The 12,889-nt window shown below is 64.1% G+C and carries 10 protein-coding genes; 7 read left to right on the top strand and 3 right to left on the bottom strand.

Annotated elements, in window-relative coordinates; genetic code table 11:
- Positions 1 to 119 precede the first annotated feature (119 nt).
- On the top strand, positions 120 to 1,739 hold the full coding sequence (locus tag MesoLj_RS31725; protein WP_202323790.1) for a GMC family oxidoreductase: 1,620 nt from the start codon (positions 120 to 122) through the stop codon (positions 1,737 to 1,739).
- A gap of 3 nt (positions 1,740 to 1,742) precedes the next feature.
- On the top strand, positions 1,743 to 2,690 hold the full coding sequence (locus MesoLj_RS31720) for a LysR family transcriptional regulator (RefSeq protein WP_202323789.1): 948 nt from the start codon (positions 1,743 to 1,745) through the stop codon (positions 2,688 to 2,690).
- 29 nt (positions 2,691 to 2,719) lie between these two features.
- Here MesoLj_RS31720 and MesoLj_RS31715 read toward each other — a convergent pair whose 3' ends face one another.
- Entirely contained in the window at positions 2,720 to 4,201 is a 1,482-nt protein-coding gene (locus MesoLj_RS31715) for an aldehyde dehydrogenase family protein (RefSeq protein ID WP_342215815.1), read from the bottom strand.
- A 222-nt stretch (positions 4,202 to 4,423) separates the two neighbouring features.
- On the opposite strand from MesoLj_RS31715, the gene MesoLj_RS31710 reads away from it, so the two are divergent.
- Positions 4,424 to 5,602 (top strand): CaiB/BaiF CoA transferase family protein, encoded by a 1,179-nt coding sequence (locus tag MesoLj_RS31710; RefSeq protein ID WP_244735230.1) that lies wholly within the window; start codon positions 4,424 to 4,426, stop codon positions 5,600 to 5,602.
- On the opposite strand, the gene MesoLj_RS31705 is transcribed toward MesoLj_RS31710, so the two are convergent.
- Positions 5,554 to 6,618 (bottom strand): LysR substrate-binding domain-containing protein, encoded by a 1,065-nt coding sequence (locus tag MesoLj_RS31705; protein WP_140774993.1) that lies wholly within the window; start codon positions 6,616 to 6,618, stop codon positions 5,554 to 5,556. The genes MesoLj_RS31710 and MesoLj_RS31705 overlap by 49 nt on opposite strands.
- Before the next feature lie 168 nt (positions 6,619 to 6,786).
- Here MesoLj_RS31705 and MesoLj_RS31700 point away from each other — a divergent pair, with 168 nt between their 5' ends.
- Entirely contained in the window at positions 6,787 to 8,388 is a 1,602-nt protein-coding gene (locus MesoLj_RS31700) for a GMC family oxidoreductase (RefSeq protein WP_202323788.1), read from the top strand.
- Positions 8,389 to 8,423: 35 nt separating this feature from the next.
- Here MesoLj_RS31700 and MesoLj_RS31695 read toward each other — a convergent pair whose 3' ends face one another.
- Positions 8,424 to 9,392, bottom strand: coding sequence for a hydroxymethylglutaryl-CoA lyase (locus MesoLj_RS31695; RefSeq protein WP_244735229.1), 969 nt, complete (start codon positions 9,390 to 9,392; stop codon positions 8,424 to 8,426).
- Between the two features lie 157 nt (positions 9,393 to 9,549).
- On the opposite strand from MesoLj_RS31695, the gene MesoLj_RS31690 reads away from it, so the two are divergent.
- The 3 genes from MesoLj_RS31690 to MesoLj_RS31680 are packed head-to-tail and all read left to right on the top strand — an operon-like array spanning position 9,550 to position 12,829.
- Positions 9,550 to 10,731: a CaiB/BaiF CoA transferase family protein gene (locus MesoLj_RS31690; RefSeq protein WP_244735228.1), complete on the top strand. Its 1,182-nt coding sequence runs from the start codon at positions 9,550 to 9,552 to the stop codon at positions 10,729 to 10,731.
- Between the two features lie 45 nt (positions 10,732 to 10,776).
- Positions 10,777 to 11,781 carry an ABC transporter permease gene (locus MesoLj_RS31685; RefSeq protein ID WP_202323787.1) on the top strand — a complete coding sequence of 335 codons (1,005 nt, stop codon included), beginning with the start codon at positions 10,777 to 10,779 and terminating at the stop codon, positions 11,779 to 11,781.
- Positions 11,782 to 11,806: 25 nt separating this feature from the next.
- Entirely contained in the window at positions 11,807 to 12,829 is a 1,023-nt protein-coding gene (locus tag MesoLj_RS31680; RefSeq protein WP_181180064.1) for a sugar ABC transporter substrate-binding protein, read from the top strand.
- Positions 12,830 to 12,889: the final 60 nt, after the last annotated feature.

The following is a 12,889-nucleotide window of genomic DNA, read 5'->3' as shown; positions in this document are numbered from 1 at the left end:
CGCGTGACGCGCCGGAGGGTGAGCGGCTCGCAATACCGGTATAGCCAAACGCTCTTTGCAAACATCGCGAAATTGCCTGATGCGCTCGGGCAGGCGGGTCGCATTGGGAGGACGAACCGATGTCACAGGCCGCGGGCCAGTTCGATTTCATCATTGTCGGCGCGGGAACCGCCGGCTGCCTCCTCGCGGACAGGCTTTCGGAGAATCCGGCCAACTCGATCTGCCTGATCGAAGCCGGGCCGCGCGACAACCATCCTTTCATCCACTTGCCGGCCGGCTACATCAAGACGCTGTTCAATCCCGCCTATACCTGGCGTTTCGAGACGGAGCCTTCGGTGGGGAGCGCCGGGCGCCGCATTGCGACGACGCAGGGCAGGACGCTTGGAGGATCGAGCTCGATCAACGGGCTCGTCTATAACCGCGGCCAGGCCGCCGACTACGACGCCTGGGCTCAGATGGGCAATCGCGGCTGGAGCTACGAAGACGTCCTGCCTTTCTTCCGCCGGACGGAGAAGCGGCTTGGCGAGGGAGACGACCGGCTTCGCGGCCGCGACGGCGGCCTCTACGTGACCGACCTGGACTGGCATCATCCGCTCTGCGACGCCTTCGTGAAGGGCGCCATGGAAGCGGGGATACCGTACAACCCGGACTATAACGGAGCCGAACAGGCTGGCGTGGGCTATTACCAGCGCGTGATCCACAAGGGGCAGCGCCGCAGTTCGGCAAGGAGCTTCCTGAAGGCAGCCCTCAAGCGGCCAAACCTCACACTGATGGCCAACGCGCAGGTCTCTTGCGTGAATTTTGCCGATCGCAAGGCAGTCGGCGTCACGATCCAGCGCCCCGACGGGAGCGAACAGACGCTCGGCGCGAACCTCGAGGTCGTCATAGCAGCCGGCGCGGTCAACAGCCCCAGGCTCCTGCAGGTGTCCGGCATCGGGCCGGCTCCGGTCCTGGAAGCGCTCGGCGTCAAGCCGGTCCGTGTGCTCGAAGGGGTAGGTGAAAACCTGCGCGATCACTGGGCCATCCGCGTGGTCGCGCTGGTCCGCGGCGTGAGGACGATCAACCGCATGGTCAATGGCCTGCCACTGGTGGGCCAGGCGATGCGCTGGGCGTTGGGCCGTCCTAACGTCCTGTCGGTCAGCCCCTCCCTCGCGCACGTGTTCTGGAAATCGGATCCGGTCCTCGCGGTGCCGGATCTGCAGATGACATTCACGCCGGCCAGCTACAAGGAAGGCGTCGCGGGCCTGCTTGACAGCTTCGACGGCATGACGTGCGGCGTCTGGCAGCAGCGTCCGGAAAGTACGGGCTTCGTGCGTGCGCGCTCGCGCGACCCACGCGAGCATCCGGCCATCCAACCGAACTATCTGAGCGACGAGATCGATCAGAGGGCAATCGTATCCGGCGTCAAGCTGGCGCGGCGACTGCTCGAGACAAATCCCCTCAAACCCTATTTCCTGGACAGGGAGAGCCCTGGTCCCAATATCGTGACCGACGACGAGATCCTCGATTTCGCCCGCAGGAAGGGGTCGACGGTGTTCCATCTGATCGGCACCTGCCGCATGGGCCCCGCGCAGGATCGCCGCGCTGTCGTGGACGACCGATTGCGCGTGCACGGCGTGGAGGGATTGCGCGTCGTCGATTCCTCGATCATGCCGACCATGCCATCGGCCAATACGATGGCCGCGACCTATATGATCGCCGAGAAAGGCGCCGACGCGATGCTGCGCGGCGGCGGTTGAACCATGACACCGCCTCCGCTGAAGAAAACGATCTCGAAGCTCGACCTGCTGAGCCTCAGGCTCTTCCTGACGGTCTGTGAGGAAAAAAGCATCGGCCGCGCGGCCGAGCGGGAAAGCATCACGCCCTCAGCCGTGACGAAGCGGATTCAGGACCTCGAATATCTCTTCGACGTCAAGCTGCTCTACCGCAACACGAAGGGGACAATCCCCACGCCCGTCGGCGAGGCGCTGGCCGAGCATGCGCGCCAGATATTCCAGCTCGTCGAGGGCATCCGAACGGATCTCAGCGAGTTCGCGGAAGGCGCCAAGGGGCATGTCCGGATCAGCGCCGTGCCTTCCGCGCTGGCAGGTTTCCTCGCCGTCGAGCTCAGGGATTTCGCCGCCATGTACCCGCGGATCGATCTCGATATCCGCGAGCACCTGAGTTTCGAGGTGGTTCACGCGGTCAGCACCGGAACGGCGGACATCGGGGTCTATGCAACACCGCCGGAGGTCCCAGGCGACGTCGACACCTACGCCTACAAGCAGGACGAACTCGTCGTGGTTCTGCCGAAGGACCATCCGCTCGTATCGAAGAAGTCGCTGACATTCGCGGAACTGCTGACGACCGACATCGTGGGCGTGAACGAAAGCAGTTCGGTCATGAACCAGCTACGCCGGGCGGCGGCGAACCTCAACCAACACCTCGTTCTGCGCTATCAGGTCCAGAGCAACGAGATTGCCCGCGAGATGGTGGCGGCGGGGTTCGGCGTCACCGTGCTGCCTCAGGGTTTGGCCACCCATGCCCGCTCCGGGCAGATCGTCACCGTTCCGCTCGCGGAGGCATGGGCAAAGCGCGAGATGCGCATTTGCGTGAGGCGAGGCGCGGTGTTGCCCGCGCAGACCCGGGCCATGCTGCAATTCCTGCTCGGAAAGCGGTTTGGCGAGCTTCCCGGGCAGATCGTGAAATAGGCTGTCGGCTAGAGATATTCCACGCCCATTCAGCCGTGGTTGAGAATGACGGTCTTGGTCGCCGAGAATTCGTGCAGCGCCTCCATGCCCTTCTCACGACCGTGGCCCGACTTCTTGAAACCTCCGAAGGGAAGCTCCACGCCGCCACCCGCGCCGTAGCCGTTGATGTAGACCTGGCCGGCGCGGACCTGCCGCGAAGCACGCATCGCGCGGCCGACATCCCTGCTCCACACGGCTGCCGCGAGGCCGAACGGGGTGTCGTTGGCCAGCGCGATGGCATCGCTCTCATCAGTGAAGGGCAGGAGTGACAGCACCGGCCCGAAGACTTCCTTGCGGGCGATGGTGTTCTGGCGCGGCACGGGTCCGAGCAGCATCGGCCGGACGAAGTAGCCGTCCGGCGAGCTGCCGTCGGCGATCCTGCCTTCGGCGATGACCGGCACGCCTTCGCCGATCGCCGTCGACAGCATCGAGTTCACGCGCTTGTGCTGCTTGGCATTGATGAGCGGCCCAAGATCGCACTCGACGTCATGCGGCCCGGTCGACAGGCCCTGGAAGTGGGCGCCAAAGAGTTCGCTCACCCTGTCGATCGCACTGGCCTGAACCAGGAGGCGGCTGCCGGCTACGCAGGTCTGCCCTGAATTGACGATGATCGAATTGGTGATGATGGGCAGCGCGGCCGCGAAATCGGCATCGTCGAACAGGATGTGCGGCGACTTTCCGCCAAGCTCCAGTGTAACGCCGACATGGTTGGCCGCGGCGGCCTGCTGGACGAGCGTGCCCACCTCGGGCGAGCCGGTGAAGCTGATGAAGTCGATCGCGGGGTGGGCGGAAAGGGCGGCGCCCGCTTCGTGGCCGTAGCCGGTCACGACGTTCAGCGCGCCTTCCGGCAGGCCAGCCTCCATGGCGAGTTCGGCCAGCCTCAGCACCGTCAGGCATGCATCCTCGGCAGGTTTCAGCACGACAGTGTTGCCCATCGCCAGCGCAGGGCTGACGACACGGCCGAACATCTGGGTGGGGGAATTCCAGGGGAGGATGCCGGCGACGACGCCGAGGGGTTCGCGAATGGTGAAGGCCGTGAAGCCGGTCGGCAGCGGGATGACGTCGCCGCCGATCTTGTCGGCCGCGCCGGCATAGAATTCGAAGTAGCGCGCAAGCACCGTGACATCCGAAAACGTCGAGCGGTAGATCTTGCCGACGTCCTTGGCCTCGAGACGGGCCAGGCTCTCGCGCTCGCTGAGGATCAGTTCCGACATGCGCGCCAGGATCCGGCCGCGATCCGTCGCCGAGGTTCGCGGCCATGCTCCGGTGTCGAAGGCGACACGCGCCGCCCGGACCGCGGCGTCGACATCGGCCTGTCCGCTTCTTGCGATCGTGGCGAAGACCTGGCCGTCCGACGGGCAGATCACGTCTATCGTGCGTCCATCCGCCGCCGGCCGCATCTTGCCGCCAATGAAATTCGCGTGGTCTTTGAGGGTCGGCTTCTCGACCTTGGATGCCGCTTGCGCTGACATGGCATTCTCCCGATGCATCAGAAGCGGCCAGTCTAGGCCGTGAACCGCGCCCGGCAAAATACGAAGCGGGTAAGCGGCCATAAGATTTCGCGATCCTAGCCCCAGCCGACGAAACGTGGCCTCTCGATCGGGAAGGTCACGCATCGTGGAGTTTTTGTTGCCGCCTTGCGCTTCCTTCGGTTTCCATCAGCAAGAGCTTGCCTGAACAATGGGAGAATCTGCTTGTCTTTCAAGGACGTGCGTATCGTCGACCTCACCCGTGTGATCTCGGGCCCGTTCTGTACGGCTCTTCTGGCCGATCTCGGAGCCGAAGTGATCAAGGTCGAGCCGAAGGAGCAGGGAGACCCGGTTCGCGAGCAAGGCGTCATGGTCGGTGGCATGAGCAGCTACTTTGCCAATTATAACCGCAACAAGCGTTCGATCGCGCTCGATCTCTATTCTCCCGAAGGCAAGCAGGTACTGGCGGACCTTCTGGCGCAAGCCGATGTTCTGGTCGAGAATTTCCGCCCGGACGTGCTGGGCAAGATGGGTTTCGCGCCGGAGCGGCTGAAGGCGATCAATCCGGCCCTCATCCATTGCAACATCAACGGCTTCGGCATCGACGGTCCGTACGCCGATCGTCCCGCCTTCGACTTCATAGTGCAGGCGATGAGCGGTTTCATGAGCTGCAACGGCAGGGCGGAGGATCCGCCGATGCGCAGCGGAGTGCCGATAGCCGATCTCGTCTGCGGCCTCTACGCGGCGCTCGGAATCGCGGCGGCGCTCCACGGCAGGGACGAGCGCACAGAAAGCAGCACCCTCAGCGTGAGCATGCTGGCAAGCCTCATGAGCATGCTGTCTTTCCACGGGACCAACTTCCTCAACTCAGGCGTGGCCGCGCCGCGCACGGGAAACGACCATGCGCTGGTCGCGCCCTACGGGCTGTTTGCAACCGCCGATGGCGAGATCGCGATCGCCCCCTCCAACGAGGCGGTCTACCAGAAGCTGGTCAAGGCGCTCGGCCTCGAGAAGCTTCTCACGGATTCGGCGTTTGCCACCAACGAGGCGCGCACCGCCCGCCGGCTGGAAATCAACGCGCTCATCGAGGCGCGTACGCGGGAGGCTTCGACCGAGCATTGGATCGAGGTGCTCAACAAGGCAGGCATCCCCAGTGGGCCGGTGTATGGGCTCGACCGGGCTTTCGACGACCCGCAGGTTCGCAGCCAGGACATCGTCGTCGAAACGACACGCCCCGGCGAAGAGCCCATCCTCATTCTCGGCTCGCCGATCCGCCACGGCGGCATGGAAGCCGGCCCGAGCCTGCCGCCGCCGAGGCTGGGCGAGCACACGGAGGCGTTGTTGCGGGAGGTCGGCTATGACGAGGACCGGATCGGCGCCTTGCGGACCAAGGGCGTCATCTGAGCGGCGGGCTCGGCTCGCTGTTCGGGTTGCCTGCTGCGGCGCTTCGCCTTTGGCGTCAGGCTCTTGTCGGGCTTTCGCGATGCCAGTTCAGGATCCAGCGTCGCACCCTTCCACGTGCCGATTTCGACCAGATCCTTGATGAGGAAACGCAGCACTTCCTCGGCTGCCTGCATGGCCCGACTTCGCGGCGCTCCCTCGGACCGGCACAACGCCAGCGGCCGGGTCAGCTTCGGCTCGACGATAGGGCGGCTGAACAACTCGCCATAGCCGGTGGACTCGGCCAGCGCCGACTGGGGCAGAATAACGCCGGCGAAGCCCGTCGCCGCGATACCGCGCAAGGCCGGGAGCGAATCGACGTCGGCGACGATCTGGAGTTCTATGCCCATGTCCTGACATGCCTGGTCGATCACGGCCCGCATCGCATGCGGCTTGCCAGGCACCGTGACGGGGCGTTTTGCCATTTCGGCGAAGGTGATGGGTTTGTCCTTCGTCTCGGCCTCGGACGATATCCAGAAGAGTTCCTCGACGAGAAGCCTTTCGACCTGCAGGCCCGCCGCCGGCTCGGAGCGGAACTGTATGGCGAGGTCGATCCTGTTGTTGAGCAGCATTTCGATCAGGTGGCCGGAGAGTGCCTCCACCACGCGGAGCTGAATGCCCGGAAAATTGCCGCGCATGCGCTGTATGTAGGGGAGCGCGACCATGGTTGCGGTCGAGGTCGGCAACCCCACGGAAACCTGGCCGACGAACTGCTCGGCGAATTCCGACATCAGCACGTCGGACTTGGCCTGCTCGACATGAGCCAGAATGATCTGCGCCTGGCGATAGAGTCGCAATCCCGCATCTGTGGGCTGGACGCCGCGGGCGCTGCGCACCAGAAGCGGCCTCTCGAGCTCGCTCTCCAGGTTGGCTATCTGCTGGCTGAGAGCCGGCTGGGCGACATTGAGCTGGCCGCTGGCCTTGGAGAAGCTGCCGAAATCAATGATGGATATGAGATAGCGAAGCTGCCTTAGTTCCATTCCAGTTCCTCGCGAACCCCGGTTGCGGCGGAGTCCGCTTCCATAGGATATAAGGCTTACGTATAGCCATAGCGATGTTCAATATTTCATGCGCGTCCAAGCGTGTGGTTTTCCATCCTTCCATGCAGTCGATGCGATTGGGAGTTCGCCGATCGCGGGAGGAGCGTCATGCAGCCAGACTTCGTCGTTGTAGGTGCCGGCTCGGCCGGGTGCGTGGTCGCGGCACGACTCGCGGAAGCCGGTCACAAGGTGTGCCTTCTCGAAGCCGGCGGCCGGGACGCCCATCCGCTCATCCACATTCCCGCCGGCGTGGGTCACATGCTCTACAACTCGACCTACAACTGGATGTACGCCTCCGAGCCGGAGGAGGGCACATACGGCCGGCAGATCCACACGCCGCGCGGCAAGGTTCTGGGAGGCAGCAGCTCGATCAACGGCATGCTCTATGTCCGCGGCAACCCGGCCGACTATGACGGCTGGGCGCAGCTCGGCTGCCGTGGCTGGAGCTACGACGACGTTCTGCCGCTTTTCCGCCGCGCCGAGACCTATGCCGGCGCCGGCGATCCGCATTATCGCGGCAAGTCGGGTCCGCTGAAGGTGGAAGACTACCGGACCATACTTCCCCTGACCCATCTGTTCATCAAGGCCGCGCAGGAAGCGGGGTTCGCCTACACACGCGACCTCAACGGCGCGCAGCAGGAGGGCGTCGGCTATGCCCAGATGACGCGGCGCGGCCGCCTGCGCGGGTCGACGTACCGGACGTATCTCCGCGTTCCGGCCGCTCGGCGCAATGTCGAGGTGATCCCGAATGCCACCGCCACCGCTCTGATCTTCGAAGGCAACCGGTGTGTCGGCGTGCGATATGTCCAGGGTGGGCAATCGAAGGAGGTCAGGGCAGGGCGCGAGGTCGTGTTGTCGGCCGGAGCGATCGGATCTCCCCAGCTGTTGCAGCTCGCCGGCATCGGCGACCCGCAGCACCTGTCGTCCGTGGGGATACAGACGCGGGTCGCCTTGCGGGGCGTGGGGCGAAACCTGTCCGATCATCTCACCGTGCGGCTCGTCAGTCGCCTGCGCGACCTGACCACGATCAACGAGCTTGCAAGAGGATGGCGACTCGCCCGCGAGGTGTTGAAATTCGGCTTTGCCGGCAACGGAGCCCTGACGTTCGGCGTCACGAGCGCGATGGTGTTTGGCCGGAGCAGGGAAGGCCTGGAGAGCCCGGACCTGCAGCTTCTCTTCACGCCGGCGAGCTACGTGTTCGGCAAGGCGCTGGTTCTCGAAAACGAACCGGGCATGACAGTCGCCGTTTGCCCGACGCGTCCAGGCAGCCGCGGCAGCGTGCTGATTGACAGCGCCGATCCGAGCGCGCGGCCGAAGATCCGCTATGGCTATGTCACCGATCGGGATGATCTCCGGGTCATGTCGGCTGGACTGGCCCATGCCAGGCGTATCTTCGGGGCGCCGGCCTTCTCGCCCTATGTGGTGAAGGAGACACGCCCGGGCAACGCGGTGAGCGACGACGCGCAGGTCGAGGAGTTCGTTCGCCGCGAAGGTTCATCGCTCTTCCACCCGGTCGGCACCTGCAAGATGGGCCTGGACGAGCTGGCGGTGGTCGATCCGCGCTTGAAGGTCCGCGGCATCGAAGGGCTGAGGGTGGCGGACGCTTCCATCATGCCCTACCTGACGACCGGCAACACCAACGCGCCGACGATCATGATCGGCGAGAAGGCGGCCGACCTGATCATCGAGGATACCCACAAGGTCGCCTGACCGGACTGGCGCGCCGCCGCCGGGCCTTCGTCCGGTTAGCCGACGGCTCGGCGCACCGACTCGATGGGGTGAAGCCGCGTGCGAGGGCCAGCGCGCATCAACTGGCCGGGCAATGGCCTGCCGAGGCAGCGTTCCATCTCTTTCGCGACCCTGATCATCGCTTCGAGATCGATGCCGGTTTCGATGCCGAGTTCCGACAGCAGATAGACCAGATCCTCGGTGCAGATGTTGCCCGTCGCGCCCGCGGCGAAAGGGCAGCCGCCAAGTCCGGCGGCGGCGGATTCGTACCGGTCTATACCAAGCCGCAGGCCGGCCAGAACATTCACCAGGCCCATGCCTCGGGTGTTGTGGAAATGCAGCGTGAGGCGGACATCCGGATGATCCGTCAGAAGTCGGCCACAGACGGCTTCGACATGGCGTGGCGATGCCATGCCCGTCGTATCGCCAAGCGTCAGGGAATCGATCCCGAGCGCAATCAATCGCGCCGCGATCGCGCTGACGGTCGAGGTCGGAACGTCGCCCTCGAACGGGCAGCCGAACGCCACCGCGATGGCGGCGCGCAGCACGATCCCGCTTTGCCGGGCAATTTCCGCCACGGGCTCCACGGCCGCTATCGCCTGGTCGACGGTCATGTTCAGATTGGTGCCGCTGTGGCTTTCCGATGCCGAGATGAAAACCATCATTTCGTCCACGCCGGCCTCGACTGCCCGCATCGCACCCTTCGCGTTGGGCACCAGCGCGGCGATCGTCGGACCAATATCCCGGACAGCGGCGACGACTTCCGACGCGTCGGCGAGTTGCGGCACGGCGCGTGGCGAGACGAACGAGGTGGCCTCGATGCGCTGCAGGCCGGCGGCCGCGAAGCCCTTTATGAACTCGATCTTGCGATCCGTGGGAACAAAGGTCTTTTCGGACTGGAGCCCGTCGCGCGTTCCAACCTCAGTGATTTGAACCTTCGACGGGTGCATGGCGCCTTCAACCTTTCCTCGATCCAGCGACCGCATTGTGCGTGTCCGGCCGGGGGCTTGTCCATTCTGCGCCGTTCTCGTTTGAGAAGCATGCAATTCGCGAAAGCTTTTTCCAATAGCCCAGTCGGCAGATGCTATTTCCGCGCCTCCGCGCCCTGCCGTACACCCGCCTCAGCACTTAGGGAGGAAGTTGGTGGCTGAGGCATACGCTCGCGACAGGAAATGTCCGCTGGACGGTGTCCGGGTGCTGGATCTTTCCCGCCTCGTCGCGGGCAACATGCTGACCCATGTGCTGGCCGATCTGGGTGCCGATGTCGTCAAGGTGGAGCCGCCGGAAGGCGATTCCCTGCGCGCCTGGAAGCTCAACGGCATACCGGTGCAGTGGAAGGTCTATGGCCGCAACAAGCGCAGCATCGTCATCGACCTGAAGAAGGATGACGACCGCGACATATTCCGGCGGCTGGTCGCTAGTTCCCAAGTCCTGGTCGAGAACTTCCGGCCCGGTGTCCTCGACAGGCTAGGCTTCAGCCTGGAGGAGTTGCTCGAGCTTCAGCCGAAGCTCGTGGTGGCGCGCATCAGCGGCTGGGGCAAGACAGGCCCCTACAAGGACAAACCCGGCTTCGGCACGCTTGTCGAGGCTGCGTCCGGCTTCGCCTACAAGAACGGGTTTCCCGACCGCGAGCCGCTGCTGCCCAATCTTGGGCTCGCCGATTCCATCGCCGGCCTCTACGGGGCTTCCGCCGTGCTCGTGGCCCTCAGGGAGGCCGAACTCGGTGTGGGCAAGGGGCAGGAGATCGACCTCTCGCTGCTCGAGCCAATCATCTCGATCCTCGGCGCGGACCAGGCCGTCTACAAGGCGACCGGCGCGGTGCCGACGCGCACAGGCAACAGGACCGCTCTGTCGGCGCCGCGAAACATCTACCGCACCCGGGACGAAGGTTACGTCGCGCTCTCGGCCTCCACCCCGGAGATGGCGTTTCGCCTGTTCCGCTCGATCGGCCATCCGGAGCTGTGCTCGGATCCACGTTTCGTCACCAACGAGAAGCGCGTCGAGAACGTCGAGGAGCTGGATGCGATAATCGGCGCTTTCATCGCGCAGCGCACGCTTGTCGAGAACCTTTCGCATTTCGACAAGGCCGAGGTCACGGTCGGGCCGATCTACGACGCCGCGAGCCTCATGGAGGACCCGCATGTGCGGGCGAGGGGCACCTTCGTCGAGATGGAAGATGACGACATGGGCACGCTGCCGATGCATGCGGTTGTTGGGCGCCTGAGCGTCACGCCGGGCGCGATCCGGCGACCGGCACCCGTGCTCGACGAACATAGGGCGGAGCTTTTGAGCGAACTCTATTCGGAGCGTGTATTGACCATGTAGTTGCCGCATGGTTGGCCCCTCGGGGCCTGTGGAGGGACTGGTACTATGCAAACGGCAATCAACGAGAAGGCCGGCGCTCGGCGCTCGGCATTTTTCTCGCAGGAGCGGATCGTTCTCGCGATCGCCGCGCTAATGTTCGTTGTCTTCGGCGTGACCCTTCCCGGCTTCCTCAATGCCGGGAATCTGCTGTCGCTGGTCCAGAGCGTTTCGATCCTGGGAATCCTCGCCATCGGCATGGCGCTCACCATCATCGGACGCGGCATCGATCTGGCCATCATCTCGACGATGGCCATGTCGGTGGCCTGGGTGATCTTCATGCTGGGCGGCGGCACGCCGGTCTGGCAGGCGGTCCTGCTCGGCTACATCTTCGTGGTCTGCATCGGCCTGGTCATCGGTTTCCTGGTGGCCTACGCGGAGATCCCCGCCATATTCGCCACGCTCGCCATGACCACGGCGATCTATGGTTTCACCCGTGTCGCCTTCGTCGATGTCGACCTCCTTTTCATTCCGGAAAGCGCGTCCTGGACCCGAGAATTCGGCGCGGGCTACCTGTTCGGCATTCCGATCCCGGTGATTGCCTTTGCGGCCGTCGCGCTGCTGGCGCATCTTTTCCTGCGCCACACCAAGCCCGGCGTGTTCATCCGGGCCATGGGCGACAACCCTCTGAAGGCGCGCATCGCGGGCATGCCGACCCGGCCGATGATGCTGCTGCAATATGTGATTTCGGCGTCAATCGCCTTCTTTGCGGGGCTGGTCCTGGCGACGCTCGTCGGCACCATGAACACCCGCGTTGTCAACTCGACCATGGTCTACGATGTCATCCTCGTCGTCGTGCTTGGCGGCATCGTGCTGAGCGGCGGCCGCGGCGGGATCTTCAACGTCATCGTGGGCACGCTGCTGATCGGCATCTTTCTCAACGGGATGACGATCATGAACGTGTCCTATTCGATCCAGAACCTCATCAAGGGAGTGATCCTCCTGGTCGCCATCATCATCGACACGGTTCTGAACCCGCGTGACGAACAGACGTCGCAACAAGGCGATATCTGACGCTACTGACCAAATGGAGGAGAAAATGAAAAAGCTGATCAACATCATAGGAAGCGCAGCCATCGCACTCACGCTTGGCCTGTCGGCCGCCAAGGCTGAAGGTGGCGGCTTCGACGACGGCATGTCGACCAAGTTCTACGAGAGCATGAAGGGCAAGAAGGTTGTGTTCGTGCCGATCTCGATCGGCATGGACATCGCGGCGGGCTTCGCCGCGGGCATGCAGCGGATGGCCGACCAGTACGGCTTCCAGCTCCAGATCCGCGACCCGAACTGGAACGTCGACCAGGGCGTCCAGGCGATCACGCAGATCATCAGCGAGCATCCCGATCTCGTCATCATCCAGAACGTCGACATGCAGGCCTATGCGCGCGTCATCAAGCAGGCGATGGAAGCCGGCGTCCGGGTGCTGCAGGTCAATGTCAAGGCGACCACAAACTCGACCGCCCATGTCGGCATCGACTGGTACAAGAACGCCGAGACGAACGCTCTCAAGCTGGTCGAGAAATGCAGCCCCAAGAACGGCGGCAACGGCAAGATCGCCGCTCTGGAAGGCACGCCGAACAATCCCACGAACTTCATCGGCATGAAGGCCTTCAACGACGTCATGGCGGCGCATCCGGAAATGACCGTGGTGTCCGACCAGGCCGCGGACTGGGATGCCAGCAAGGCTCATTCGGTCGTGTCGACGGTGGTCCGCCAGTCGCCTGACCTTTGCGGCTATTTCGGCCTCTGGGACGGGCAGGATTCGGGCATGGCCGCCGCCATCCGCGAAGCCGGCCTGACCGGCAAGGTGTTCGTCGTCTCGCAAGGCGCGGGAGAGAAGGCGGCCTGCGAAAAGATCGCCGACGGCAGCTATGACTTCTACGTCTCCTACAACATCCGTGAGCTGTCGAAGCACATCAACGACGCAATCGCCGTCATCCTGCAGCGTCCGGCCGGGGAAACGCTCGAGCCGTTCGCCATCTACCTGACGACGCAGAACCTCACCAAGGAGGCGCTGACCCCGAGTTCGTGCTGGACCTTGGACGAGATCAAGCGCGGCTACTGAGCCCATTTCGATAGAGCGCCCCGCACGGGCGCTCTATTTTCCGCAGGTTACGAATTCAGA

The sequence above is a fragment of the Mesorhizobium sp. 113-3-9 genome (assembly GCF_016756515.1).
GTDB lineage: Bacteria > Pseudomonadota > Alphaproteobacteria > Rhizobiales > Rhizobiaceae > Mesorhizobium.
Note: the sequence above shows the minus strand (reverse complement) of the source record. Positions and strands in the feature narration are given on the sequence as shown.